This window comes from Hymenobacter sp. B1770 (genome assembly GCF_049896385.1).
Classification (GTDB): domain Bacteria; phylum Bacteroidota; class Bacteroidia; order Cytophagales; family Hymenobacteraceae; genus Hymenobacter.
On the sequence record NZ_JAFCUF010000001.1, the window covers coordinates 1 to 24,181 of the forward strand.

20 protein-coding genes and 1 pseudogene are annotated in these 24,181 nt (G+C 60.3%); 10 read left to right on the forward strand and 11 right to left on the reverse strand.

Going from position 1 to position 24,181, the window contains the following annotated elements; translation table 11 throughout:
- Nucleotides 1–822 precede the first annotated feature (822 nt).
- Together ACP7AJ_RS00005 and ACP7AJ_RS00010 are read right to left on the reverse strand one after the other, a co-directional pair.
- A complete protein-coding gene (locus ACP7AJ_RS00005) occupies nucleotides 823–996 on the reverse strand; it encodes a hypothetical protein (protein ID WP_426058132.1) in 174 nt (57 codons plus the stop codon).
- 282 nt (nucleotides 997–1,278) lie between these two features.
- Nucleotides 1,279–2,655: a PQQ-dependent sugar dehydrogenase gene (locus ACP7AJ_RS00010; protein ID WP_426058133.1), complete on the reverse strand. Its 1,377-nt coding sequence runs from the start codon at nucleotides 2,653–2,655 to the stop codon at nucleotides 1,279–1,281.
- A gap of 133 nt (nucleotides 2,656–2,788) precedes the next feature.
- Between ACP7AJ_RS00010 and ACP7AJ_RS00015 the strand changes: the two genes are divergently transcribed.
- On the forward strand, nucleotides 2,789–3,241 hold the full coding sequence (locus ACP7AJ_RS00015) for a GNAT family N-acetyltransferase (protein WP_426058134.1): 453 nt from the start codon (nucleotides 2,789–2,791) through the stop codon (nucleotides 3,239–3,241).
- Between the two features lie 164 nt (nucleotides 3,242–3,405).
- The gene (locus ACP7AJ_RS00020; RefSeq protein WP_426058135.1) at nucleotides 3,406–3,858 is read left to right on the forward strand and encodes a hypothetical protein; all 453 of its coding nucleotides are present in this window, start codon (nucleotides 3,406–3,408) and stop codon (nucleotides 3,856–3,858) included.
- Between the two features lie 58 nt (nucleotides 3,859–3,916).
- Here ACP7AJ_RS00020 and ACP7AJ_RS00025 read toward each other — a convergent pair whose 3' ends face one another.
- The 3 genes from ACP7AJ_RS00025 to ACP7AJ_RS00035 all read right to left on the reverse strand — a co-directional run bounded on the left by ACP7AJ_RS00025 (nucleotide 3,917) and on the right by ACP7AJ_RS00035 (nucleotide 5,861).
- On the reverse strand, nucleotides 3,917–4,492 hold the full coding sequence (locus tag ACP7AJ_RS00025) for a sugar O-acetyltransferase (RefSeq protein ID WP_426058136.1): 576 nt from the start codon (nucleotides 4,490–4,492) through the stop codon (nucleotides 3,917–3,919).
- Between the two features lie 240 nt (nucleotides 4,493–4,732).
- Nucleotides 4,733–5,044: a hypothetical protein gene (locus ACP7AJ_RS00030; RefSeq protein ID WP_426058137.1), complete on the reverse strand. Its 312-nt coding sequence runs from the start codon at nucleotides 5,042–5,044 to the stop codon at nucleotides 4,733–4,735.
- A gap of 262 nt (nucleotides 5,045–5,306) precedes the next feature.
- A complete protein-coding gene (locus tag ACP7AJ_RS00035; protein WP_426058138.1) occupies nucleotides 5,307–5,861 on the reverse strand; it encodes a PAS domain S-box protein in 555 nt (184 codons plus the stop codon).
- Nucleotides 5,862–6,152: 291 nt separating this feature from the next.
- Between ACP7AJ_RS00035 and ACP7AJ_RS00040 the strand changes: the two genes are divergently transcribed.
- On the forward strand, nucleotides 6,153–6,488 hold the full coding sequence (locus ACP7AJ_RS00040; RefSeq protein WP_426058139.1) for a hypothetical protein: 336 nt from the start codon (nucleotides 6,153–6,155) through the stop codon (nucleotides 6,486–6,488).
- A gap of 79 nt (nucleotides 6,489–6,567) precedes the next feature.
- On the opposite strand, the gene ACP7AJ_RS00045 is transcribed toward ACP7AJ_RS00040, so the two are convergent.
- From ACP7AJ_RS00045 to ACP7AJ_RS00055, 3 genes are all read right to left on the reverse strand, one after another.
- Nucleotides 6,568–7,185 carry a DNA-3-methyladenine glycosylase gene (locus ACP7AJ_RS00045; RefSeq protein WP_426058140.1) on the reverse strand — a complete coding sequence of 206 codons (618 nt, stop codon included), beginning with the start codon at nucleotides 7,183–7,185 and terminating at the stop codon, nucleotides 6,568–6,570.
- Nucleotides 7,186–7,263: 78 nt separating this feature from the next.
- A complete protein-coding gene (locus ACP7AJ_RS00050; protein ID WP_426058141.1) occupies nucleotides 7,264–9,231 on the reverse strand; it encodes a carboxypeptidase-like regulatory domain-containing protein in 1,968 nt (655 codons plus the stop codon).
- 106 nt (nucleotides 9,232–9,337) lie between these two features.
- The gene (locus ACP7AJ_RS00055; protein ID WP_426058142.1) at nucleotides 9,338–10,339 is read right to left on the reverse strand and encodes an aspartate-semialdehyde dehydrogenase; all 1,002 of its coding nucleotides are present in this window, start codon (nucleotides 10,337–10,339) and stop codon (nucleotides 9,338–9,340) included.
- 124 nt (nucleotides 10,340–10,463) lie between these two features.
- Between ACP7AJ_RS00055 and ACP7AJ_RS00060 the strand changes: the two genes are divergently transcribed.
- The 3 genes and pseudogenes from ACP7AJ_RS00060 to ACP7AJ_RS00070 all read left to right on the forward strand — a co-directional run bounded on the left by ACP7AJ_RS00060 (nucleotide 10,464) and on the right by ACP7AJ_RS00070 (nucleotide 14,040).
- Nucleotides 10,464–13,052 (forward strand): lamin tail domain-containing protein, encoded by a 2,589-nt coding sequence (locus ACP7AJ_RS00060; RefSeq protein ID WP_426058143.1) that lies wholly within the window; start codon nucleotides 10,464–10,466, stop codon nucleotides 13,050–13,052.
- 188 nt (nucleotides 13,053–13,240) lie between these two features.
- Nucleotides 13,241–13,542: pseudogene (locus ACP7AJ_RS00065) on the forward strand (DUF1501 domain-containing protein); the annotation flags it as partial.
- Between the two features lie 84 nt (nucleotides 13,543–13,626).
- Entirely contained in the window at nucleotides 13,627–14,040 is a 414-nt protein-coding gene (locus ACP7AJ_RS00070) for an SPW repeat domain-containing protein (RefSeq protein WP_426058144.1), read from the forward strand.
- 282 nt (nucleotides 14,041–14,322) lie between these two features.
- On the opposite strand, the gene ACP7AJ_RS00075 is transcribed toward ACP7AJ_RS00070, so the two are convergent.
- Both ACP7AJ_RS00075 and ACP7AJ_RS00080 read right to left on the reverse strand, forming a co-directional pair.
- Nucleotides 14,323–15,087 carry an alpha/beta fold hydrolase gene (locus ACP7AJ_RS00075; protein ID WP_426058145.1) on the reverse strand — a complete coding sequence of 255 codons (765 nt, stop codon included), beginning with the start codon at nucleotides 15,085–15,087 and terminating at the stop codon, nucleotides 14,323–14,325.
- Nucleotides 15,088–15,321: 234 nt separating this feature from the next.
- Nucleotides 15,322–16,098, reverse strand: a complete 777-nt coding sequence (locus ACP7AJ_RS00080) for an alpha/beta fold hydrolase (protein WP_426058146.1) — start codon at nucleotides 16,096–16,098, stop codon at nucleotides 15,322–15,324.
- Nucleotides 16,099–16,171: 73 nt separating this feature from the next.
- Between ACP7AJ_RS00080 and ACP7AJ_RS00085 the strand changes: the two genes are divergently transcribed.
- A complete protein-coding gene (locus ACP7AJ_RS00085) occupies nucleotides 16,172–17,176 on the forward strand; it encodes a hypothetical protein (RefSeq protein WP_426058147.1) in 1,005 nt (334 codons plus the stop codon).
- On the opposite strand, the gene ACP7AJ_RS00090 is transcribed toward ACP7AJ_RS00085, so the two are convergent.
- Nucleotides 17,173–18,183, reverse strand: a complete 1,011-nt coding sequence (locus ACP7AJ_RS00090) for a LacI family DNA-binding transcriptional regulator (protein WP_426058148.1) — start codon at nucleotides 18,181–18,183, stop codon at nucleotides 17,173–17,175. The two genes, ACP7AJ_RS00085 and ACP7AJ_RS00090, sit on opposite strands and share 4 nt — an antisense overlap.
- A gap of 423 nt (nucleotides 18,184–18,606) precedes the next feature.
- Here ACP7AJ_RS00090 and ACP7AJ_RS00095 point away from each other — a divergent pair, with 423 nt between their 5' ends.
- The 3 genes from ACP7AJ_RS00095 (at nucleotide 18,607) to ACP7AJ_RS00105 (ending at nucleotide 23,976) form a co-directional block, all read left to right on the forward strand.
- Entirely contained in the window at nucleotides 18,607–19,653 is a 1,047-nt protein-coding gene (locus ACP7AJ_RS00095; protein WP_426058149.1) for an arabinan endo-1,5-alpha-L-arabinosidase, read from the forward strand.
- Nucleotides 19,654–19,977: 324 nt separating this feature from the next.
- Nucleotides 19,978–22,800, forward strand: a complete 2,823-nt coding sequence (locus tag ACP7AJ_RS00100) for a bifunctional transaldolase/phosoglucose isomerase (RefSeq protein ID WP_426058150.1) — start codon at nucleotides 19,978–19,980, stop codon at nucleotides 22,798–22,800.
- A gap of 213 nt (nucleotides 22,801–23,013) precedes the next feature.
- Entirely contained in the window at nucleotides 23,014–23,976 is a 963-nt protein-coding gene (locus tag ACP7AJ_RS00105; protein WP_426058151.1) for a glycoside hydrolase family 43 protein, read from the forward strand.
- The last annotated feature ends 205 nt before the right edge of the window (nucleotides 23,977–24,181 follow it).

Here is a 24,181-nt window from a genome sequence, read left to right on the forward strand (position 1 = left end):
TCAATGTTACGCTTGGTTGTCAACCCGCCGAAGCAGGTCTTACCATTTGTCTTTTCCATTCATTCAAAGAACGTGTGCCAACCCCAGTTGGGTTAACCGTGCAACTACTCCCGTAGTAGTATTAGTGTGGCGTGCGGTGAGCAGCTTTTGCAGCTTACCGGCACCCTGCCGGACTGAAGACTTAACAGCTGCAAGCAAGTGTTTCGTTCACTCCCTCTCCACTTTTTTGCTTCCGGTTGAAGCGTTGTTTTCGATTGGGAGTGCAAAGGTAAGAAGAGTTTTTTGTCCTGCAAGCGCCAGTCCTAACTATTTCTTCTGCTAGCCGCATTCATGGACTCTCATTTGGGGCTAAGTAGGTGACAGGGCCACGGATAGAATTAAATCAGGCTCTAAAAGATTTCTGCAGCATTGATTTTTTTTAAGCGCTGCGAACGAAAACAACAAACGCCACGGGCGCCGAGGCCTTTTAGATAAGCAAAAGCCAGCGGTCAAGCATAATCCCTTTTTCTAAAAAAAAATTAGAAAAAGAAATCAGACAAATGACTTAGCTTCTATTCAATAGAAAAGCTCAAATAATCTCGCTGGGGACAAAATGCACCCCTATTGGGCAGCTGGTTACAAAGTAATTCAAAGGGCAAATAGTTCTCTACCAACCAAGAATAGTGCTAAGCAGCTGTTTTTCAAGGCAGACCAGGGACATTGTAAAAATGGCTGGTCAAGTCCCTTCTCAGCCGCTCCCGAAAGGGGAGGGTTCAGCAGAGGGGAATGTTTTCATGGTCCGATGCAATAGCATGCCTGGCTTTCGTCATCTCCAAGATGCTCTCACGGTCGTACTTTGGCCAAGAAGGCGAAGAAGGCTAGCATGAACTTGCCGGCCAATGTGGTCGTGTTGACGCTCAGGCCCAGAACCTTGGAGTGAATGACACGCTGGTGAGGGCAGTTAATCAGGTGAATGACGTGGTTGCGGCCGCGGCTCAGGCAAAAGAAGCTCGCCATCAGCACGGTGTATCTACCTCGCGCAGCATGTTCTGCAAAACTCATTGCATACTGGGCCTAGTTGTGGCGTATCGAAACGACCGTGGCTGTTGCAGAACTCTTAGCTTCGCCGTTAAAGCGGGAGCTCGAAGGGCCAAAACACGACGGCCCAGTTTCGCGCCTTATGGCCCCTCGACACCCCTAGCCGAATCGAGCGCTTCTCGGGCCCTCACCCGCCGCAGAAGCGGCTCGTGTCCTCCGCGTAGAGCCGATGAAAGCGGCATTTCCCACTAATTCCCCATCCTACTCCACCACGAGTTGGCGGGTGGCCCTGCCCGCCGCGGTTTGGGCCTGCAGCAGATACGTGCCGGGGCGCAGGGTGCTCAGGTCCAGCGTGGCGGTGGTGCCAGCGGCGCGGCGCGTGAGCACGGTGCGACCCACCAGGTCGCGCACGGTGAGCAGCGCGTTGGCCTGGGGCAGCTGCACGGTGGCTTGGCGCCGGGCGGGGTTAGGAAAAAGACTGAACGAAAACTTGGACACGGCGTTGGTGCCGGTGGTTACAAAAGCGCGGTTTTCGAGGGCAATGACTCGGTCGGTGCTGCCATTGCTGGTGCCCAGGTACACGGTGCCGCTGGGCGCCACGCAGATGGCCCGCAAGCGCCCAAAGGCACCGGTCACAAATTCGGTGCGGGCCGTGATTGCGTCGTCGGCCAGGCTGAGGGACAGCTGCACAAGCTGCTGGTTTTTGAGCGTGGCGAGCAGCAAGCTGCCTCGCCAACTGGGAATGGCCGGGTGGTTGTAATAGGTGAGGCCGGCCGGGGCAATGGTGGGCGTCCAGGTGGTGAGGGGTTCGCGTACGTTGTTGACGGCGCAAAAGGCGAGCTCGCTGGGCGAGGTGCAGTTACCTTCCACATTGGGCCAGCCGTAGTTGCGGCCCGCTTCAATCTTGTTAATTTCGTCGTCGGTGCTTGGGCCGTGCTCCGAACTGTAGAGGCGACCGTCGGGCAAACGCACCAGGCCCTGGGGGTTGCGGTGGCCCAAGGTGTAGACCAAGCTGCCGGGCGTCGGGTTGTCGGCCGGCACGGTGCCGTCGAGGTTCAGACGCAGGATTTTGCCGTTGAGGGAAGCCCGGTTCTGGGCCTCGGACTGCAGCTGGGCGTCGCCAGTGGTCATGAGCAGTGTACGGTCGGGCAGGATGAGCAGGCGCGAACCGCTGTGCGTGGTGGTAGCCACAATATCGCCGAGCAGCACCAGTGGTGCTGTCAGGCTATTGGCCGTGGCCGAATACGTGAATCGCACCAGCTTCTCCCTCAGGCTGCCCGCGTTGGTGTAGTTGTATACCACGTACACGTAGGGCGTGGCGGTAAAATTGGGGTCGAGCACCATGCCCAGCAGGCCGCTTTCGCCCACGGGCGTCACATCGGGTAAGGTGAGCAGGGGCAGCACCTGGCCACTGGCGGGGTCGACGCGGCTAATGCGGCCGCTACGTTCTGTCATCCACAGGAAGTTGTCGAGACCCCATATCAGCTCCCATACATGGTTCAGGTTGGTGGTAAGGGCCGACGCAGTGACTGTGGTAGAACCCACCGCGAAAGTGGTGAGGGCCGGAGCTTGGGCGCGTGCTGCAAAAGGAAGCCCCGCCGCCAACAGACCCAGCGTAGCATTGCGTAAAAAATTCATAGCGGTAGGCAAAAAGTGTGGACAGCAACTAAGCCTATTGCCATAACAAACGAAACACCGGGCAGGGCGGATGCTCGGCTCCACCCTCCCCTGATTTTGTAGCTTGCGGGTTCTTTCACTCCTTACCGCGCCCATGCCTGCCTTCTTCACCGAAACTCACCCCGACGGCTACATTCTCAGCACTGAGCCGGCCCGGCTGGATGTAGCGGTCATTCACCGCTGGCTAAGCGAAGAGTCGTACTGGGCCCGCCACATTCCGCGGGCCACCGTGGAGCGGGCCATTGCCAACTCCCTCAACTTCGGCCTATACTCCTCCGACGGCCGCCAGGCCGGCTTCTGCCGCGTGGTAACGGACAGGGCCACTTTTGCCTGGCTCTGCGATGTATTTGTACTGCCCGAGTTCCGCGGCTATGGTCTATCTAAGTGGCTGGTGAAGCAAATGCTGGCCCACCCCGACCTCCAAAACCTGCGCCGCCACCTGCTCGCCACCTTCGACGCCCACACCCTCTATCAACGCTTCGGCTACGAGCCGCTGGACCGTCCTGACCGTTGGTTGGAAATCAAGCACCCGAACCCGTACGGATGAGGGGGTTGCAGGTGGATGTGGGGTGTAAATAAATGGCCATTGCTTTCTGCTGGTTGGGAAAGAAGACCCTCTAGTAAGTAGGAACTAAGCTCAGCTGCTGGAGTACCTTTCGCCGGCCGTTGTCCTTGTGCTGATAGTACGCCGTTCCCTCGACTGCTCACCTTATGAAATCCTTCTCCTTCAGTGCCGGATGTGCTATCCTAACCCTGGCCAGTCTTGCTGCCTTGCTGGCCGCCCAAGTGCCTTCGGGCAACGCCATTGCCCTACTGACGCTCAACCAGCCTCCGTGCACTACCCTGACCCCGAAGGCAGTGATTCGCGCTAAGCTGGCCTACCACCTGGCCGAGACCGAACAGTCGGATTATGGCTTTGCCGTGTCCATCAAGTTCCAAAGCACTGACCCGCGGATGACCTTTTCCGACGGTGACCTTGGCGTGGTCGCGGTCACGGCCCACCACAACACGCTCACGTTGAGCTACCCTGTAGCCGCCATCCGCCGCAACGACCGGCTCAAACGCCCCGTCACCTGCTACTTCTATTTGCATCGCAACACTGCTCCTGGGCGTAGTATGGTCTTGGCCAAAACCGAGCCGATTGTCTTTCAGGAGTGCCAGTAAGCTGCTGGGCCTAAACCGTACAGGGAAGCCTCCCGCAACTGAAATAACCAGTTCGCCCTCAAGCCACAGGGCCCGTAGCCGACAGCTTCCGAATGACTCGGCAAGGGTTGCCCGCCGCGACGACATCGTCGGGGAGGTTCTTCGTCACGACGCTGCCTGCGCCGATGACCGTGCGGCTGCCGATAGTGACGCCGGGCAGGATAACAGCGTCACCACCGATCCACACGTCGTCGCCGATGAAAACCGGCTTGCCCGCTTCCAGGCCCGCGGCCCGCGTTTGGTAATCCAGCGGGTGCGTGGCGGTATAAATCTGGACGTTGGGGCCAAACAGGGTGCGGCTGCCAACGGTCACGCGGGCGACGTCCAGAATGGTGCAGTTAAAGTTGAAAAACACATTGTCGCCCAAGCGGATGTTAGTGCCGTAGTCGCAATAAAAAGGTGAGTTCAACTCCAAACCGGTTTCCGCATGGGGAATCAATTCCTGCAGCAGGCGGGCCCGCTCGGCCGGCTCGTCGGCCGAGGTGTGGTTCAATTCCTGAAACAAGCGGCTGGCACGCCTGCGTTCGGCGACTAGCTGTGGGTCCCGGGCGTTATAAAGCTCGCCGGCGAGCATTTTTTCTTTTTCCGTCTTCATGCAGGGAAGGGCTGTCGCTTACGAGTGGGAAGATGAGGACAAGGTTTGGAACCATCAAATTTTCCTGAGAACACTGGCCGGTAAGTGCAACTTGATGAAGTGGTGTTTCTTTTGTCGCTTCAGGGTCGCAAGGGCCAGCGGGGAGGTGGAACAGCCACAGTTTGCCAAGCTAGCTATGCAATGATTTGTCCTGCTTCGCCGGGTTGGTTTAGCCATTGCGGCGCAGGCGCAACCGTCAGGTCAGAAATTCCGGGAGAGGCAGGCCAAGCAGTCGGCAGCAGTGGGCAGTAGGTAGGCGTGCCTTTCAATGGCATTGTCCATGGCCTGTCGGAACGCCACCAGCAGCTTCTCGCGCTCCACCGTGGGCATGTTCTGCAGCACCTGCTCGATGGATGCGCGGTAGACGTGGGCCATGAAGTTGGGCCCGTAAGCGGCAAAGAACGCGTTGTGCAGGGCATCAAAGGTCACTTTTTCCGAGGTGGAAATGGATTGCGACAGCGCCAGCCATTGCTTGGCGTTGTCGGCTAGGCTGAGTTGTAGTTCTTGGGTCATAGAGCGGGAAATGAAAACGGATGCAGCCCGTTCAATGCCCAGAGCTACCAGGGATATATATCCTGTGATATGACAAAGCGCAGCCTAATCCCTGAAGCTTGTCAGCTAGTGGGCGCGCCTTACCAGCGAGCACTGCGCAGCTTACCGGGCTGCAGCACCCGGATGCTTTTGGGAGATATTGAGAGTGTAGGCCACCGCGTAAAGTTCCTCGTCGAGGTAGAATTAGCTCAGGCTGGCTTCCACAGGAAACACCGAGCCGTCTTTACGCAGCCCCACCAGGTCGCCCCTTGGGCGCGCCCATGCTGTGCACCTGCGGCTGGGCATTGCAAGACACGCGCAGCTGCGCGTGTTTGCGGCCTGCGGCGTCGGGCACCAGCACCTCAATGCGCTGGCCCAGCAGCTCGGAGGTGGCATAACCAAACAACTGCCCGGCCAGGTCATTGGCCAGGACCATGGTGCCGTCTCGGTCGCAAACCACAGTGCCAATAGTAGCGCTGGCAAACACCGCTTCGAAGCGGCGGCTGTAGACCAACTCGCGCTCGGCCTGTTGCAACGGGCTTTTTCCGGTGATGTTCACAAGAGAGTGCCTGCGCTCCTCCAGCTTGAAATACGCCAGCTCGATGTAGCCTCTGAACGGCTCGCCGGTGTGGTGCCGAATTTGGGCCCGCACGGTTTGGCGGCCTTCTCGCTGCGCCTGCTCGCACAAGGCTTCCCACTGGCTGCCGGTCCAGGGAGGCATGCGCAGGGAGTGGTCGGGGTCGGCCAAAAGCGCTTGCTCCGACGGGTAGCCCAGCAGCTGCACGCCAGCCGGGTTCACCTGCGTGAAACACTCAGCTCGGGGCCTTAAATCCCATAAACTCCTTAGCCTGGGTATAGAGCAGGTTGGACAGGACGATGGCGTAAGAGCTGGTCGGTATAGAGGCTAAGGAGTTTTGGCACAGAGCCGTGGAAAGGCCGGCCCTTATTCTATAGCCGGGGCGCAAGGTCGGCATTCAATATCCCCGGCCTGATATCCCCGGCCTGACAATCGTCAGTTGGCCTCTTGATGAGCATCATAGAAGCCAGGCAAGCCGGTAATTTTATGGGTGCTCGTTCCAATGCAATTCCGATGACTGAACTCCTTCCGCTTCCACCCCGCCCCCTACGTGGCGTTGCTGCTGGTACTGCTCCCATCCTCTGTTTCTCGCGCGGGTCAGGCAAGCGAGGCCGTGTCCCCGACAGCGCTCGATGCGCTGCAGCTGCAGTTGGGAGGGCCATTCGGGTGCTCTGCATCAGCGAAGCCAGCCACCCCTCGGTGGTAAGCAGCTTCCACGTCGCCGACCTACCCTGCTTCGTGCTTGTGCACCACGGCATCGAGTTGTGGCGGCAGTGCGGCCCGTCCGCTGGTGGGCTCATGGCACCCCTACTGCTCAGCAAGCTAAACACGGAAGGCTTCGCTGAGTAGCACAAATAAGAAAGCCTACTTCCAGAGCTGCGCAAGGACCCTGCGGAGGGCAGCAAGGCAGAAAGAGCCTCGAAGTGTGCTAATTGGCCGGACTTGTCCAGTCGTTGCCGCGAATGCGGAAGCGCCAAGGAAGTCCCGCCGCTTCCAGGCCGGCGTACTCCAGGCCGACGCGGGCACTGGCCACCAAATCGGTATCGGCAATGGCCTCGCCGTGGTCTTCAAACCAGAGCACCTCGCCCGTAACCGGCAACCCGGTGAGCACGGGCGTGATGCCCAGGGCCTGGCTCATCACCCCGGGCCCGGCTGTGAGGGCGCGCTTGGCGGCGGGCAGGCCGCGCCGTGCCAGCATTTCCGAAATGCCAATGGTGGGCTCCACGGCCCGAATCAGTACAGCGTCGGGGTGGTCGGCATCGTGCGTGGCGATGTTGAATAGCGCGTAGCGGTTATAGACGGTATAGATGTAAGCCTGGCCGCCGGGCACGTGCAAGCCTTTGGCCTGGTTGCGCTTGCGTTGCAGGTGCATGGCCAGCGAGTTGTCGCCCTCGTGCCGGTACGCTTCGGTTTCGACAACGCGGCCAGCCGTGACAACCCCATCGATGCTCGTGTAGAGGTGCTTGCTAAGCAGTTCGCGGGCAATCTGCAATACATCCGGCCGCTGAAAGAAGGCCGCAGGCAATTTGCGTTGGTTGGTTGGCATGCAAACTCAAGCAACAAGCGCCGGGAAGTGTTTAACTCGGCTGGGACAGCTATTGCAGCCCTCTACGCTTGCGGTAGCCTATTGCAGCCGGTACAGCAGCCCGAAGCTGAGCAGCCAGCGCTGCTGTTGCCACGGCACGGCGGTGGCCGGCCGGTCGTTTACGCGTAGGCTTATATCAGCGCTCGGCAGGGCAATAGCGACTGAACTGCGGGTCAGGAAGAAGCCGCTTTCCTCTTGCAACTGCAACTGGGTGCGGGTGCGGAGCGGCAGCAAGTAGCCCATATCCGCAACTAGCTCAACTTTATGGTTCAGCTCCAGGCCCATGCCCAGTTTGGGCTGTACGGCATCGGTGGTCGACTGCACCTCCATGCTCAGCTTATCGGCGTTGAGGCGGGCTCCTCCCACCCGCAGGCCGCCGCTGGTGTTCTCAAAGGCTCCGACTGCCCGCGCCATGGTTTGGCGCGTGTACGCCAAGCCTGCCCGCCCATAAAGAGGCCGGTGGTGGGGGTTGAGGTTGTGCTCGTAGCTAAAACCAGCCTCCCAGCCATCGCCAGAAAACTGCCGGAACACCCGCCGTGTGGCTAGGCGCGCGGCCAGCCTGGGAGTGAGGTCGAACTGGTATTCGGCGCTCCACCAGCCGGTGAGCTGCTGGCTGGCCACGCGGGCGCTACCCTGAGCTCGAAACGTTGTCCCGGCCGGGGTATAATCAACGGCTAGGCCACCTCCTGGTACGCCCAGCGGCCAGCTTCCCGCCGACGCCCCATAACGAACGCGGCTCAGCCACCGCATGGCTGGCGGCGTGGGAGTTGGCGCAGGCACAGCCAGTTCGGCACCTGCAGTTACGGGCAGGCCTCCTTGCTGCTGCTGAAATAAAGAATCGGCGCGCTGCTGGCGGCGTTGGTCTAGCAGTGCTTGCTGCATGGCCGCAGGGGGCAGCAGGGTGGTTTGGCTATGCCAGAAAGCCGAGTCGTAAGGCACTGGGTTGTGCAGGAAAACGTCGCGGTACTGGGCCCGCTCCAAGTAGGTGGGCGCCGCCACCTGAGCCGTGTCGATGGCCGTGGTCAGAAACTCGCCGAAATACAGCAGTTCCTCGCCCACGGGCGGCCGGTACTTCGTTTGCCACCACACCGTTTTCAGGTGCCAGCGCCCGGCGTAGGGCTGGTAAGACACGCGCAGCATGCGGGCATCGGCCCGCTGCAAGCTGGCGCGCAGGCCAGCGGGCGTGTGCTGCCATTCAGCCCCCAGAAAAGCGTAGCTGTCCTGGTCGATGTACATCCGGCCCGAAAAATTGGCGCGCCGGTTGCCGGCCCGGGGCGCGAAGGTGACCACATACACTGGCCGGTCGGCGTAGGTGCTGCCCGGCGCTAGGCGGTAGGCGTAATGCCGAAAATGGGCCGGGTCGATAAATTGCGCCCGGCTGTGCACGAAATCAGCCATGTGGGCAATGAAGGGGCCACCCGCCCAGTCAATCCGCACTATCGTTTGGGCGCGCAGGTCAACCTTGCGCGACTGCTGAATCTGCACCACGCCTTCGGACTTGGGCACCCGGTAAGATTCTTTGAACACCGTGAGCAAACCCTCGACCAGGTAGCGCGGCTTGCCAGTGGGGTCGTTGTCCGACTCGCGATAAAAACCCGTGAGGCGGGTAGCCTGCCGAGGGTAGTTGCTCGGAATGCGCGCCACGGCCTCCCGCACAATGCCTTCTACCGATGCCGTTACCTGCACCTCGCCCAACGCGGCCGGGCTCAGTCGCAGCTCAATGCGCAGCTCCGGACCAGGCAACGGCGGCAGGGCCTGCGCATACTTGCGGTAGCCGAGCAACATTACTTCCAGCTGCTCTTGTTGGTACTGCACCGGAACACTGAGCACGAAGCGCCCGTCTTCGTTGGTACTAGTACCAATGCGGTTGCCCGCCACCCCCACCTGGGCATTGGGAATGGGCTGCTTGGTTTCGGCATCGACTACCAAGCCGCGCAGAATGGCCGGGCCCTGTGCCAGCACAGTTCCGGCCATCAACACAAACCAAAGCAGCAAAAAGCAGCGCATATTCAGTAGTTAATAGTCGTCCAAGGAGGTACTTCCCCGGCAGAAGCCATGAGAGGTGCCCCCTTGGACGACTAAACAGCCGAACCTCGCAGCTCCTACAAGGAACTTAGTGGCTGGCAGGCACCAAGTCGCGCACCAGGTACTCGGCAATCTGCACGGCGTTGGTGGCGGCGCCTTTGCGCAAGTTGTCGGCCACCACCCACATGTTGAGGGTGCGGGGCTGGGTTTCGTCGCGGCGCAGGCGGCCCACCAGCACGGCGTCTTTGCCGTGGCTGTCTTTTGGCATGGGATATTGGTTCTGAGACGGGTCGTCGACCAGCTCTACGCCGGGTGTGCGGGCCAGAATGGCGCGCACATCGGCCAGTTCAAACTCGCGGGCAAACTCCACGTTAAGCGACTCCGAGTGACCGCCCATCACGGGGATGCGCACGCAAGTAGCCGTGACGCGGATGCTGTCGTCACCCATGATTTTCTTGGTCTCGTTCACCATCTTCAGCTCCTCTTTGGTATAGCCGTTGGCCTCGAACACGTCGATGTGGGGCAGCACGTTCAGGTCGATGGGGTGCGGATAGGCGGGGTTGCTGGCAGTTTGGCCGGCTCGCTCTTCGAGGAGCTGGTCCACGGCTTTTTTGCCGGTGCCGGTCACGCTCTGGTAGGTGCTTACCACAATGCGCTGCACCTGGTATACCTTGTGCAACTCGTTGATGGCCACAACCAGCTGAATAGTGGAGCAGTTCGGGTTGGCAATGATTTTATCCTCGGGCGTGAGGGTATAAGCGTTGAGCTCGGGTACCACCAGCTTCTTGGTGGGGTCCATGCGCCAAGCCGAGGAGTTGTCGATGACGGTGGTGCCCACGGCGGCAAAGCGCGGGGCGTGTTCCTTGGAAACCGAGCCGCCAGCCGAGAAGATGGCAATTTCGGGCTGGGCCGCAATGGCGTCGTCCATACTCACCACCGGATATTGTTTCCCTAGAAACTCAACCAGCTGGCCCACCGATTTGGCGGAAGCCACGGGCAATAGTTCGGTCAGGGGAAACTGGCGCTCGGCCAGCACTTTCAGCAGCTCGGTTCCTACTAGGCCGGTGGCTCCTACAATAGCGAGTTTCATGTAATAAACAGAAGATTAAAAACAGCACCATGCTCGGGTGCACACACACAAATATCGCCACAAATGGCTTACTTTCGATGTTGCGGCGGTGCATTCCTATTCTTATCTACTTCTACTTCAATTCTTGAAACACCTTTTACTGCTCTTGCTGCTGTTGCCGGGTTTTGCCCACGCCCAGCTACGCGACGACTTCGCCGACGGCAATTTCACCGCCAACCCCGCCTGGACCGGCGACGCCGCCAGCTTCCAGGTAGCCACCCAGCAGCTGCAGAGCAACGGCCCCGCCACCACCGGCACCCAGCTGCAACTGAGCACGCCCTGCCAGGCCAGCACCGGCACTGTGTGGGAGTTTTGGGCCAACCTAAAGCTGGCCACCAGCTCTACCAACCTTGCCGATGTGTGGCTGGTAGCCTCCCAGGCCGACCTGAAAAGCCCCGTCAACTCGGGCTACTTCGTGCGCCTTGGCGGCACCGACGACGAAGTGAGCCTCTTCCGCAAAGACTCGACCCGCAGCCCCGTGCTCGTGATTGACGGCCTGAACGGCACCCTGGCCAGCACCATTAACAACTTGGTGCGCGTGCGCGTGACCCGCAGCACGGCCAACCGCTGGACCCTGGAGCGCGACTTCAGCGGCGGGCGCGCCTTTGTGGCCGAAGCCGCCCAGCCCACCGACGCCACCTACCAGCGCAGCGTGGCGGTGGGCGTGGCGCTGCTCTACTCTTCGGCCAACGGCCGCAACTTCTACTTCGACGACTTTGCCGTGACCGACGCCACCGCGCCGCTCCTGGCCCGCGCCGTGCCCCTGGATGCCCGCCAAGTTGACGCGGTTTTTAACGAGCCGGTGGCCGCGCCCAGCGCCACCCTGCCCGCCAACTACCGCCTGCAAAGCGGGGCCGTGCCGGCATCGGTCCAGCTGCTGCCCGCTAACCCCGCCGCCGTGCGCCTCACCTTCGGGGCCGACGTGGCCACGCAAAACGTGCTCGAAGTTCGCAACGTGGCCGACTTGTACGGCAACGTGGCTACCGGGCCGCTCACAGCCTCATTTTCCAGCCCTCCGGCTGTGCCGCGGGTGGGCGATTTGCTCATTACGGAGATTTTCGCCGACGAAACGCCGCAGGTTGGCCTGCCGCTTTCGGAGTACGTGGAGATTTACAACCGCAGCCCCCGCGTGCTCAGCCTGGGCGGGGTGCGCCTGGGCAAGCCCGGTGGCACGGCTGCAGTGCTGCCGGACACGGCCCGACTCCTGCCCGGCCAGTACGCCATTGTGTGCGGCAGCACCCGGGTGCTGCAGTTTATCACCTACGGCAAAGTGTACGGCCCCACCAACTTCCCGTCCCTTAACAACGGCGGCGACCAGCTGGTGCTGCGCGGCCGCGACGGCCGCACCCTGTTTGAAGTGAGTTACTCCGACACCTGGTACCGCGACGCCCGCAAAAAGGACGGAGGCTGGAGCCTGGAGATGATAGATGCCAACAACTACTGCGCCGGAGCCAGCAACTGGACCGCCAGCAACGACCCCATCGGTGGCACGCCCGGCCGGTCCAACTCGGTGCGCGCCTCTAACGCCGACGTGCTGCCGCCCGCCCTTCTGCGCGCCGTGGCCCTCACGGCTACTACCGTGCGCTTGTTTTTCTCGGAAAAGCTCGACAGCGCTGCTGCCGTTACCCTTGGCCGCTACGCGCTCTCTGCCCCCGGGCCAGCCATTTCCCGGGCCGCGCCGGTGGCGCCCGATTTCCGGCAAGTAGACCTGACCCTGGCCGCGCCTTTGCAAGCCAGCCGCGCCACGTCCCTGACCGTGCAAACAGCCACCGACTGCGCCGGCAACGCCAGCGGGCCACTGCAGTCGGCCAGCTTTGCCCTGCCCGAGCCCGCTACCCCCGGCGACGTGGTGGTGAATGAAGTGCTGTTTAACCCGCGGGTGGGAGGTACCACGTTCGTTGAGCTCCTGAACCGCAGCCAGAAGTACATCGACATGCAAAATTTTCAAATCACAAACGGCCTTGGCATCAGCACATCTACCCGGGTAATTACTACGGCGCCTTATGTGCTGGGGCCCGGAGAGCTGGTGGCCATCACGCCCAGTGCCGACATCATTGCCGCCCACTACCCCACCAGCCACGCCCCGGCCGCGCTGCTGGTGGCCCCCCTGCCCACGCTCGACGACAAGGCCAGCAGCGTTATTTTGCTGGATGCCCAGGGTAATACCTTGGACCAGTTTGCCTACAACAAAACCATGCACCTGAGCCTGCTGGCCACCCAGGACGGCGTTTCACTGGAGCGAATCCGGGCCAGCGGCCCCAGCCTGGGCAGCAACTTCCACTCGGCGGCCGGAACCGTGGGCTACGCCACACCGGGCCAGTCCAACTCGCAGGTCCAGGACGCGCCCGGCGGCAATCAGGAGCTGACCGTAGAGCCCGAAGTATTTACGCCCGATGACGACGGCCAGCAGGACTTCGCTACTCTCAGCTACCACCTCGACCAGCCCGGCTACGCCGCTTCCGTGACGGTATACGACGGCCTGGGCCGGCTCACGCGGCGCCTCGTGCGCAACGAAACTGTGCCGACTGACGGCTTCTTACGCTGGGACGGCCTTGATGACAGGGGCCGCAAGGCCGCTGTGGGCTACTATGTGTTGCTGGTTGAGCTGTTTCGGCCCGGCAGCGGCGAGAAGCGCGAATACAAAAAGACAGTGGTGCTGGGCGCCCGGTTTTAGTGCGGCGCTGGACGACATTAAACTCTGGCGCCTGGTTGGCATCAGAGAAGCCATGAGCAGCAGCACCCAGCAGCTTCATCACCTTTACTGGCGGGCGGGCTTGGTCCCCGGCCGCATGATGTCACCGACGGCCTCAGCCCGCGCAAAGCCTTGCGGCAGCGACTGCGTAACCCGGAGTTGTATGAGCGCTGGTATTCCCCGAATTTGGCCGCCAAGTGGGCCAGAACGCCAGCAACGGCACCGACCACGGCACCGCCAACAACGTGTTTCTGCTCGGTAATGGTCTACAAAGCGAAGGCGTCTTGAACGGCGCTCCCAACCTAGCCAATTTCGACTAAGGCGGCCTGCGCCACCAAGTCGACTTCCGCAGCATCTACGCCACGCTGCTCAGCGACTGGCTAGGCGATGCGCCGATGATGCGGCCATCTCAGGCACCAGCTTCAAGCGCCTGAGCAGACTGGTACGAGGGCGGCATAAGCGGTTTAGGTAACGGTCTTATTCTAAGCTCTTCTATATCATTTTGACCCCATCATTCGTAGTAAAATCATCCTTCAACCCTTTAGGCATTTTTGCTATGAAACCCATATCACCTACGATGCACGGTGTGCTCGACTATGCAACCTGCGCCTTTTTTGCCCTCGCTCCTACCCTGTTCAACCTGCAGGGTACTTACGCTACCGTATGCTACGTGCTGGCTGGCGGCTACCTCGTGATATCGCTGCTTACCAACATGCCGCTGGGCGTGGCGCGCGTCATCCCTTTCCCGGTACACGGCAAGCTGGAACTGGTGAGCGGCTTGGTGTTCATCGCCTCGCCCTGGCTGTTTGGCTTTGCCAATGACAACGAGACGGCCCGCAACCTGTTTGTGGCCGCAGGCTTGGTGTTCCTGGTCGTGTATTTCCTTACCGACTGGGCCGGCAGTACCCGCTCTGCCAATGATAGCCAGACCATTTCGGGCACAGGTACGAGCCGACACGGTGTAGCATAATCGCGCGTTAAATTTCTCTTACATAAAAAGCCTGGCTTCCCTCTAAAGGCCGGGCTTTTTAGTAGCTTAGATGCCGCTGGCGTACGTAGCGTTTACCCAAAAAATATCCTCATTGCAGAAAGGACGTCAGGCTGAGCTTGTCGAAGCATCTTTACTGATTCGTTGTGGAGCAACTATCTACTCACGAGGCAGAGATGACGTGCACATTATTTTTTGGGTACGCTTCTACAACCTAGCCATTGCCTACCGCTGTAGCCGTCACTAAAAATTTCACTTCGCTACTTAACGGTCAAACGCAGCGTCTATCAATTGGCGCACGGCGCGGCGGGTATCGGCGGGCCGCTCCACAAAGCTGAGGTGGCCCACGTTGGCCAGCCACAGCACGGTGCAGTAGTCGGGCAGCAGGCTTTCCTCGTGCGTTTTTTCGGGGGGCACGGCCTTGTCCTCTTTGCCAGCGATGAACAGAACCGGATACGTGGCTTTTTCGAGCACCGGGCGGCGGTCGGGCCGCTGGCTCATGGCGTCGATGCCGCCCAGGGCCACGGCTTGCGGCACGGCAGCGGCCAGGCTTTTGAGTTGGGCCAAGTGATGGGCCATCGACTCGCGATGCTCGGCCGCAAACTGCGGCTGCAGAAACTCTTCGGCAAACGCCGCCACGCCGTGCTCTCCAATAAATGAGCGGTTGCGCTGACGGCGCGCCAAATCTTCTTCTGTATCGGGGAGGGCCGATGAATGCAGGAGCCCCAACCCAGCCACCAAGCCAGGGTATTTTTCGGCGAAGGCGAGGGCCACGTAGCCGCCCATGCTGTGGCCCACCAGGACCGCCCGGCCGACCCCGGCGCGCTCCAGTTCGGCGCGCACCGATGCCGCAGCAGCCTCCAGGGAATAGTCGGCACCGTCCGGTATGGGCTGGCCGTCGTAGCCAAGCAGCGCGGGTATCAGCACGCGGCAATCATTGAAATACTGCCTAGTGAATTCTGCCCAAATTTCTGGGCTTTCGAGGTAGCCATGCAGGAAGACAATTGCCGGCGGAGAAGTCGTGCTCATAGGCGCTCCACTACGCATTGGGTAGAGTGGCCGTTCACCCAGCTTACTACTGAAACAGCCTTGAGCAATAGTTTGCTAACCCTATAAGCCGGGCACTGGGAGCTCCGCCCCGCATACAGACCAAGAAGTTGCTTTTGCCAGCGCCGTCTTCCCCACAGCAGGTTCTTTTTCGAAAAATTTGTCGGTTGCAGAGTAATTTATCACCCTATGCACCCGCTCCTTTTCGTCGAAGCATTACTTCCCAAATACCGCTCCGGCCAGCGCCAGCACGGCGCGGCGGGTTTGCTCCGGCTGCTCCAGGTACGATTGGTGACCGCTGCCTTCCAGAAACAGCGCATGGCCTTCGGCCGGCATGGCCGCCTGGCGCACGGCGTCTTCAAAAGGCACGGCCACGTCGTGCTTGCCGGCCACCATCAGCACCGGAAACTTGGCGCTGGTCAGCAGGCGGGTGCGGTCGGGGCGGGCGGCCATGCCGCGCAGTGCCCCGGTGATGGTGGTTTCGGGCGTGGCCTTGCCAATTTCCTCCAGCAGGGCGCGGGCGTCGTTCAGCTTGTCGCGGTTGACGGGCGCAAACAGTGGGCGCACGAACGACTCCATGAACTTGGCTACCCCGTGGCGCTCCACGAAGCCGATGTTTTTCTCACGGTTCTGGCGCTTTTCATCGGTATCGGCCAAGGCCGAGGAATTGATGAGGGCCAGGCCCGCCACCCGCTGGGGCCAGCGCTCGGCCAGGGCCAGGGCCACGTAGCCGCCCATGCTGTGGCACACCAGCAGCACTGGGCTGGCGCAGTCCTTCTGGCCCAGGTAGTCGATGACGTAGCGGGCCTGGGCCTCCATTGAGAAGTCGGGCACAGGCGCCAGGTTGGTGCCGTGGCCGGGCAGATTGGGCGCCAGTAGCCGGTAGTCGTCGGGGAAGGAGCGGGTGAAGGAAGTCCATACTTCGCGGCTTTCGGCAAAGCCGTGGAGGAAGACGATGGTGGGCAGGTTGGACGACGTAGGAGCAGGAGCCATAGCGGAAGGTACCTTGCGGGCCGGCAATGTACTAACCTGCCGTCCTCAGAGGATAATTCGTCAAAACTACTCCATGATTTCACGTCGGCGATATCCTTTCATCCTTGCGGTGGCTACCGGCCTTGTGTACGCGCTGATTGCCCGCGTCTTCTTCGCCAACGATATACTACCCAGTAGTGGTTTGCTCAGCCTAGCCTTTCTCGTGGTGATGCCCGTAGGGCTCGGCGCCATCACGGCACATTTCATTACCGAGCCGGCCAATTCTTGGTGGCGGCTGGCCTGGGCCCCGTTTCTGGCGGTGCTTGCCTTCCTGGCAGCCGCCCTGTTGTTTCACCTCGAAGGCCTCATTTGCGTCATCATCATTTTTCCGGCGTTTCTAACCATGGCCACCATTGGCGCCCACCTTTACGCTGGGTTCACAAACGACATTCCCAGCAAGCGCGACAAGACCTTGGTGGTAACCGCTTTCGCCCTTCTTCCCTTCCTGGCCGGTCCCATTGAAAGCCGCATCAATAACCCCGACGACTTCCGACAGGTCGAAAATGCCATTGTTATCAACGCGCCAGCGGCCGTGGTTTGGCAACACATCATCCGGGTGGCGCCGATTCAGGCCCAGGATTTAGGTCATAGCGTCATTGACGACATTGGGTTTCCGCGACCGGTTGAGGCCACGCTCACCCACGAAGGCGTGGGCGGGGTGCGCCACGCCACTTTCGAGCGCGGGGTCGAATTCATTGAAACCGTAGACGAATGGGTGCCCTTGCAGCGCCTCTCGTTCAGCATTGTGCCGAACACGGCCACTATTCCGCCCTCCACCTTCGATGAGCACGTCATTGTCGGCGGCCGTTTTTTTGACGTATTGCGTGGCACTTATCAACTACAGGCAGCAGGCCCCGGCCGCACGCGTCTCGTGCTCCACAGCCGGCAGCGCCTGAGCACGCACCTCAACTGGTATGCCGGGCTGTGGACCGGTTTTGTGATGAGCGAAATTCAAGGCCGCATTCTGACCGTGCTCAAGCGCCGTTGTGAAAGCGCAGGCCCAATAGTAAAGCCCCAGCTCGCTAAGTTTAGACCCTAAACGCTGCCCTTGCGCAGTGACGATGCCCGCACAAATAGCTGCGGCTGCAGCACCACCTGCCGCTGCGAAAACGCCGAACCCTCGGCCGCCACCAGCTCGGTAAACAGGCGGAACGCGGCCTGGCCCATTTCCTCGGTGCGCTGGTCGACGGAAGTGAGCATTGGCTCGGCCACCAGCGTCAGGGCCTCGTTGCTGAAGCCGGCCAGGGCCACGTCCTGTGGCACCCGGATGCCGCGGTTTTTCAGTAACTGCAAAGCCCCTAGAATGGCCGAGTCGCCAGCCGAAAACACAGCATCGGGCGGGGTGGGTAGCTTGAGGAGTTCGGCCATGCACCCAGCGCCGCTGTCCAAGGTCATATCACAGTCCTTTATCAGTGCCTCATCCGGGGCAATGCCGTAGCTCTGCAAGGCATCCAGGTATCCCTGGCGGCGATTTTTGTAAATATTCAGGTGCTGCAGGCCCGCAAAATGCGCTACGCGGCGGCAGCCCTGCTCCAGCAGGTGCAGGGTGGCCTGGTACGCGCCTTCGCGGTCGTTGAGCAGCACGGCATTCACGTTGTCGCCCTCCAGAATACGGTCGAAAAACACCAGTGGTACCCCGTGCTTACGCACCTTCTCAAAATGCCGAAAATCCATGGTGGTGCGCGATACCGACACCAGAATACCGGCTACCTGAGCTCTCAACAGGGTGTCTAAGTTTTTGCGCTCTTGCCCTACGTCCTCGCTCGACTGGCAGATAATCACGCTGAAGCCCGCCCTGCTAGCCGCCGTTTCGATGCCGTGCACCACCGAGGCAAAAAAGCGGCCTTCGATGTAAGGCACTATTACACCCAGCATCTTGCTCTTGCCTTTGCGCAGCGCTGCTGCCAAGTGGTTGGGCTGGTAGTTCAGCTTTTTGGCCAGTTTGAGCACCGCCTGCTTGGTAGCCGGCCCTATGCTGTGGTGGTCGCTCAACGCCCGCGAAACCGTGGTCATGGATACGCCCAATTCCCGAGCCAAATCGGCCATGGAAACGGGACTACCAGCCGCGTTTGGTTCTTTGGGTAGAGGTCGGCGTGAAGCCTTTTTTGGTGAGCGAAGCATGCAATTAATTACGTAAAGCTCCTGAGAGCTCGATGAAGCAGAAGCTATTTGGGCGAGGTGTACGGTTCAGGTTGGGCGCAGGACTTACCAAATGCTACTGCCCCGCTTACCGGGCTGAGCGGCTAAAACAGGGCTTTTCTTTGCTACTTACTCCACTCATCAGGATTGCCGATGCGGGGCTTTTGGGTCGGCGAGCAAGAGGTCGTTATTCATTCGGGGAGAAGAAATGGCAATGTAAAAAATAATTTACACAAACGATTGTGAAATCTTATAACTTTGGTCGCGCAACAACTACTATTGAGAGAACAGAATATCACACAATCGTTAATTCAAGCCAGCTTGTCGAGCATGACCAGAATGATTACCACCGCCGTCCTGCTACTCACTTGCTGGGGAGCACTGGCGCAAACCGCGCCACCGGCTCAACCCACGGCCCCTAGCCCAGCGGCCGGCCCGCCCCGCCCCACTGGCCCTACCACCACTCCCTCGGCCCACGACCCGGTGATGATTCGGCAGAATGGCACGTACTACATGTTTTGCACGGGCATGGGCATAGCGGTGTGGTCGTCGAAAGACATGAAGACCTGGACGCCCGAAAAGCCCGTGTTTAACGCGCCGCCGGCCTGGGCCGTGGCCACCGTGCCCAGCTTCAAAGGGCATATCTGGGCGCCTGATATTTCCTTCGCCAACGGCCAGTACAGCTTGTTTTACTCGGTGTCGGCCTTTGGCAAGAACACCTCGGCCATTGGCCTGGCCACGAACAAAACGCTGGACCCGAAATCTCCCGACTTTAAGTGGGTCGACCACGGCAAGGTCATCCAGTCGGTGCCGGGCCGCGACATGTGGAACGCTATCGACCCCAACCTGGCCCGCGACGACGCCGGCACGCCCTGGCTAACCTTCGGCTCCTTCTGGGGCGGCATGAAGCTGGTGAAGCTCAAGCCCGACCTCACTGCCCCGGCCCAGCCGGAGCAGTGGCGCACCATTGCCCGCCGCCCGCGCGACTTCAAGCTGAACGACTCCCTGCCCGGTGATGGTGCCATTGAGGCCCCTTTTATTTTTAAGAAAGACGGCTTTTACTACCTTTTCACCTCGTTTGACTACTGCTGCCGCGGCACCGAAAGCACTTATAAGATGGTAGTTGGCCGGGCCAAAGAAATCACGGGCCCGTACGTAGACCGCGCCGGTTTGCCGCTGGAGCAAGGCGGCGGCACGCTGGTGCTGGCCGGCGACAGCAAGTGGTTTGGCGTGGGCCACAATGCAGTGGCCACGTTTGACAAGACAGACTACCTCATTTTCCACGGCTACGATGCCTCGGACCGCGGCCGGCCCAAGCTGCGCATTGAGAAGCTGGCCTGGGATAAGCAAGGCTGGCCGGCGGTATCGGCGAAGTAGCAGCCGGTGCTCAGTGAAAATCCACAGCCATTGAACGTCATGCTGAGCGGAGTCGAAGCATCTGTACTGCTCCGTCTTCCTTGCGTCTGCCATGCTGACGGAGGAAACATCTTTTCACGCCAACGCAATTTGTGCAAACGTGATAAGATGCTTCGCAGGCTCAGCAGGATAAACGATTGGGTTTACTGTATCTGCAAGTAGGCATGACGTGCTTTTTTATTCATTTGTCCTACCTAATTCTGCACCTCCCGTAATTCCATGCGCCGTACTTGAGAAGAAACCCGTTCTTTCCAGACCTTTGGCGCTCTTACTAACCGCACCTCTATGAATCCTCTCGTTGCCATTCGCCAGTTCGACCAAAGCCTCTGGTTGGACTTTATCAGCCGTCCCATTTTGATTAACGGCAAGTTGCAGCGCCGCATCGCCGACGAAGCCCTGCGCGGCGTGACGTCCAACCCCGCCATTTTTGCCAAATCCATCGGCGACTCTGCCGACTACGATTCGGCGATTAAAGCGCTGGCGCTGCAAGGCAAAAGCACCGACGAAATTTATACCAACCTAGCCGTGTCCGACGTGCAGGCCGCCTGCGACCTGTTCCGGCCCCTCTACGACAGCGCCGAGAACAGCAGCGACGGCTACGTGAGCCTCGAAGTATCGCCCACTCTGGTGAACGACACCGAAGGCACCATCGAAGAAGGCATTCGCCTCTGGCAAACGGTGGACCGCCCCAACGTCATGATTAAGGTGCCGGCCACGCTGGAAGGGCTGCCCGCCATCCGTCGCCTCATCGCCGAAGGCATCAACGTGAACGTGACCCTGATTTTTGGGCTGGAGCGCTACCGGCTTGTGACCGAAGCATTTTTGGCCGGCCTGGAAGACCGCCTGCAGGCCGGCTTGCCGGTGGCGCGCATCGACTCGGTGGCCAGCTTCTTCCTGAGCCGCATCGACGTGCTGATTGACCCCATGCTGGAGAAAATCGCCGCGGAAGGCGGTGAGAAAGGCGAATTGGCGCAGGGCATGGTGGGCGAAGTGGCTCTGGCCAGCGCCAAGCTGGCCTACCAGATGTACAAGGAGATTTTCGCTGGTCCGCGTTGGGAAGCGCTGAAAGCTCAGGGCGCCGAAACGCAGCGTTTGCTGTGGGCCAGTACCGGCAATAAAAACCCGAAATACGACGACCTGAAGTACGTCGAAAACCTCATCGGCCCGAAAACGGTGAACACCGTGCCGGTGGAGACGTTGGACATTTTCCGCGAGAAAGGCCAGCCCGCTAACCGCCTCGAAGAAGGCCTCGACAAGGCTCGCGAGGTACTGCGCCGCCTGCCCGAGCTGGGCATTGACCTAGAGGAGCAAACCAACTTTCTGGAAGTGGACGGCGCCAAGAAATTCAATGAGCCTTTCGGCAAGCTGATGCAGTCTATTGACATCAAGCGCACGCAGGCCCAAGGGCAGGCTGTGGTGCCCATGGCCATGCGGCTGGGCGGCTACCAAGCCGCTGTCGACAAGAAGATTGAGGAGCTCAACGACAAGAATTTCACCGAGGGCTTCTGGGATAAAAAAGCCGACCTCTGGGTGCAGGACGAAGCCGGGCAGCAGAGCATTCGCAGCTTTATGGGCTGGCTGCGTGTGGCCGAGACCATGGTGGGCCGCGTGACCGAAATCGAGCAGTTTGTGCACGAGGTGAAGGCCGCTGGCTTCAAGCACGTGGTGGTGATGGGCATGGGCGGCAGCACCATGGCGCCCATCGTGTTCAAGGCCGCGTTTGAGCAGGGCGAAAACGGTCTGCCGATGTCGGTGCTCGACACCACGGACCCCGGCACAGTGCGCCAGATTGAAGCGTCGGTGCCGCTGGCTGAGACGTTGTTTATCGTGGCCAGCAAGTCGGGCACTACGGCCGAGCCGCTGGCGTTCGGCGACTATTTCTACGCCAAGCTGAAAGAGCTGAAGGGCGACAAGGCTGGTGAGAACTTCGTGGCCATCACCGACCCAGGCTCCAAGTTTGTGACGGATGCCACGGCCGCCGGCTACCGCCGCATTTTTCTGAACTTCCCGGATGTGGGCGGGCGCTTCTCGGCCCTCACCTACTTTGGCCTAGTGCCAGCGGCTCTCTACGGCCTGCCCATCGGCGAGGTATTGGAGCGCGCCATCCGCATGATGCGCGCCTGCGGCGCTTACGGCTCATTAGAGCGCAACCCCGGCTTGGAGCTAGGCGCTGCGCTGGGCGTGCTCGCAGAACTGGGCCGCGACAAACTCACGCTGGTGGTACCGGAGAAACTAAGCGACCTGGGCTTGTGGCTGGAGCAGCTCATTGCCGAAAGCACCGGCAAGGAGGGCAAAGGCATCCTGCCCGTGGCCGGCGAGCCGCTGGGCGAGCCCGGCATCTACGGCCAAGACCGGGTATTTGTGTACGTGGGCTACAAGGGCGAAGCCGATGAGGCCAACACCAGCAAGCTGAAGGCACTGGAGCAGGCCGGCCACCCCACCATCACCATCCTGATGGACGATGCGATGGACCTCGGCCAGGAGTTCTACCGCTGGGAAGTGGCCACGGCCGTGGCCAGCGCCGTGTTTGGCATTAACCCCTTCGACCAGCCCAACGTGCAAGCCGCCAAAACGGCCACCGACGGCTTGATGAAGGTGGTAGAAGAGCAAGGCAGTCTGCCCGAGAAAAGCCAGCCCGTCGCCAGCCAGGACGGCGTGACGTACTACTCCGCCGTGCAAGGCGAAGGCGCTGCCGAGGTGCTGAAGGCCTTCTTTGCTCAGGCCCGGCCCGGCGACTTCCTCTGCCTGCAAGCCTACCTTACCGAAAGCCCCGCCGTGAGCGAGAGCCTGCAGGAGCTGCGCCGTCGCGTGCAGGAACAGTACCACATTGCCACTACTTCGGGCTACGGCCCACGTTTCCTGCACTCCACGGGCCAGTACCACAAAGGTGGACCTGATACGGGCTTGTTTGTGCAGTTCACCGACGACAACCCGAACGACCTGGCACTGCCCGGCCGCTCCTACACCTTCGGCACCTTCAAAAATGCCCAAGCCCTAGGCGATTTGGAGGCCCTGCACAGCTACAACCGCCGCACCCTGCGCGTGCACCTTGGCGCCGATGCGGAGAAAGGGCTGCGCACCATGCTGGCAGCCTTGCCGCAGGCATAACTTCTATGAGAGCTAAAGATTGAATGTCATGCTGAGTGTGCCGAAGCTTCTTTACCGCAGCAGTAATTATTTACTGGCGCAGTAGAGATGCTTCGGCAAGCTTAGCATGACGTTCTTATTTTAACCTAGCCTCCCTCCTTTGCTTTATCATCTAGAAACCACCCTTTGAACCCGGTTTATATGGCAACAATACACAATCGATTGTGCGGTTTAATGACGCTGCTTTGCGCTTCGACGGCAGCGCTGGCGCAGACCGTTCCGATGGCTCCGCCAACCCTGGGCGCCACGGTAGGCGGCAACCCCATTATCAAAAGCAAATACACCGCCGACCCGGCCGCCATGGTGCAGAAAGGCACCGTGTACCTCTACACTGGCCACGACGAGGCGCCTCCGCGCCAAGAGCGCTACGTGATGAACGAGTGGCTGTGCTTCTCCTCAACCGACATGGTGAACTGGACCGAGCACCCGGTGCCGCTGAAGGTGTCAGACTTTGCCTGGGCCAAGGGCGATGCGTGGGCCTCGCAGGTGATTGCGCGCAACGGCAAATTCTACTGGTACGCGGCCGTGGAGCACGGCAGCATCAAAGGCAAAGCCATTGGCGTGGCGGTGGCCGATAACCCCGCTGGGCCCTTCAAAGATGCCCGCGGCACGGCCATAGTCAGCAGTGACATGACGCCTAACGACAAGATTGACTGGGCTGATATTGACCCCACCGTGTTTGTGGACGCCAAGGGCCAGGGTTACCTCTTTTGGGGCAATACCACCTGCTACTACGCCAAGCTCAAACCCAACATGACGGAGCTGGATGGTCCTATTCAGACCATCAAACTACCACTGTTCACGGAGGCACCGTGGGTGCATGAGCACAACGGCTGGTACTACTTGAGCTACGCTTCGCAATTCCCGGAGAAAATTGTGTACGCCATGAGCAAGAGCCTGGAAGGCCCCTGGGAATACAAGGGCATTCTGAACGAGGTGGCTGGCAACTCCAACACCAATCACCAGGCCATTATCGACTTCAAAGGCCAGTCGTACTTTATCTACCATAACGGCGGAATTAACCCCGACGGTGGCAGCTTCCGGCGCTCGGTGTGCATCGATTACCTCTACTACAACAAGGACGGCGCCATGAAGCGCGTGGTGATGACCACGGAGGGCGTGAAGGCGGCAAAGTAGGGATGCAATGCGCTGGGGAAAGCGCCTGGCGTAACCCCACCCCCGGCCCTTCTCCCGCGGAGAGGGAGCCTGACGAATTACTCAGAAATAAGAAGCCCCGCTGCTAATTGCAGTGGGGCTTCTTATTTGAAAAGCTATACGGTTCTTGTGCCGTGGCTCCCCTCTCCGCGGGAGAAGGGCCGGGGGTGAGGTTCCCCGCGAGATG

What these genes read in the sequence shown, in the direction of transcription:
- ACP7AJ_RS00005 (WP_426058132.1), bottom strand. Translation starts at nt 996, where the DNA reads ATGGCGAGCTTCTTTTGCCTGAGCCGCGGCCGCAACCACGTCATTCAC.
- ACP7AJ_RS00010 (WP_426058133.1), bottom strand. Translation starts at nt 2,655, where the DNA reads ATGAATTTTTTACGCAATGCTACGCTGGGTCTGTTGGCGGCGGGGCTT.
- ACP7AJ_RS00015 (WP_426058134.1), top strand. Translation starts at nt 2,789, where the DNA reads ATGCCTGCCTTCTTCACCGAAACTCACCCCGACGGCTACATTCTCAGC.
- ACP7AJ_RS00020 (WP_426058135.1), top strand. Translation starts at nt 3,406, where the DNA reads ATGAAATCCTTCTCCTTCAGTGCCGGATGTGCTATCCTAACCCTGGCC.
- ACP7AJ_RS00025 (WP_426058136.1), bottom strand. Translation starts at nt 4,492, where the DNA reads ATGAAGACGGAAAAAGAAAAAATGCTCGCCGGCGAGCTTTATAACGCC.
- ACP7AJ_RS00030 (WP_426058137.1), bottom strand. Translation starts at nt 5,044, where the DNA reads ATGACCCAAGAACTACAACTCAGCCTAGCCGACAACGCCAAGCAATGG.
- ACP7AJ_RS00040 (WP_426058139.1), top strand. Translation starts at nt 6,153, where the DNA reads ATGACTGAACTCCTTCCGCTTCCACCCCGCCCCCTACGTGGCGTTGCT.
- ACP7AJ_RS00045 (WP_426058140.1), bottom strand. Translation starts at nt 7,185, where the DNA reads ATGCCAACCAACCAACGCAAATTGCCTGCGGCCTTCTTTCAGCGGCCG.
- ACP7AJ_RS00050 (WP_426058141.1), bottom strand. Translation starts at nt 9,231, where the DNA reads ATGCGCTGCTTTTTGCTGCTTTGGTTTGTGTTGATGGCCGGAACTGTG.
- ACP7AJ_RS00055 (WP_426058142.1), bottom strand. Translation starts at nt 10,339, where the DNA reads ATGAAACTCGCTATTGTAGGAGCCACCGGCCTAGTAGGAACCGAGCTG.
- ACP7AJ_RS00070 (WP_426058144.1), top strand. Translation starts at nt 13,627, where the DNA reads ATGAAACCCATATCACCTACGATGCACGGTGTGCTCGACTATGCAACC.
- ACP7AJ_RS00075 (WP_426058145.1), bottom strand. Translation starts at nt 15,087, where the DNA reads ATGAGCACGACTTCTCCGCCGGCAATTGTCTTCCTGCATGGCTACCTC.
- ACP7AJ_RS00080 (WP_426058146.1), bottom strand. Translation starts at nt 16,098, where the DNA reads ATGGCTCCTGCTCCTACGTCGTCCAACCTGCCCACCATCGTCTTCCTC.
- ACP7AJ_RS00085 (WP_426058147.1), top strand. Translation starts at nt 16,172, where the DNA reads ATGATTTCACGTCGGCGATATCCTTTCATCCTTGCGGTGGCTACCGGC.
- ACP7AJ_RS00090 (WP_426058148.1), bottom strand. Translation starts at nt 18,183, where the DNA reads ATGGCCGATTTGGCTCGGGAATTGGGCGTATCCATGACCACGGTTTCG.
- ACP7AJ_RS00095 (WP_426058149.1), top strand. Translation starts at nt 18,607, where the DNA reads ATGACCAGAATGATTACCACCGCCGTCCTGCTACTCACTTGCTGGGGA.
- ACP7AJ_RS00100 (WP_426058150.1), top strand. Translation starts at nt 19,978, where the DNA reads ATGAATCCTCTCGTTGCCATTCGCCAGTTCGACCAAAGCCTCTGGTTG.
- ACP7AJ_RS00105 (WP_426058151.1), top strand. Translation starts at nt 23,014, where the DNA reads ATGACGCTGCTTTGCGCTTCGACGGCAGCGCTGGCGCAGACCGTTCCG.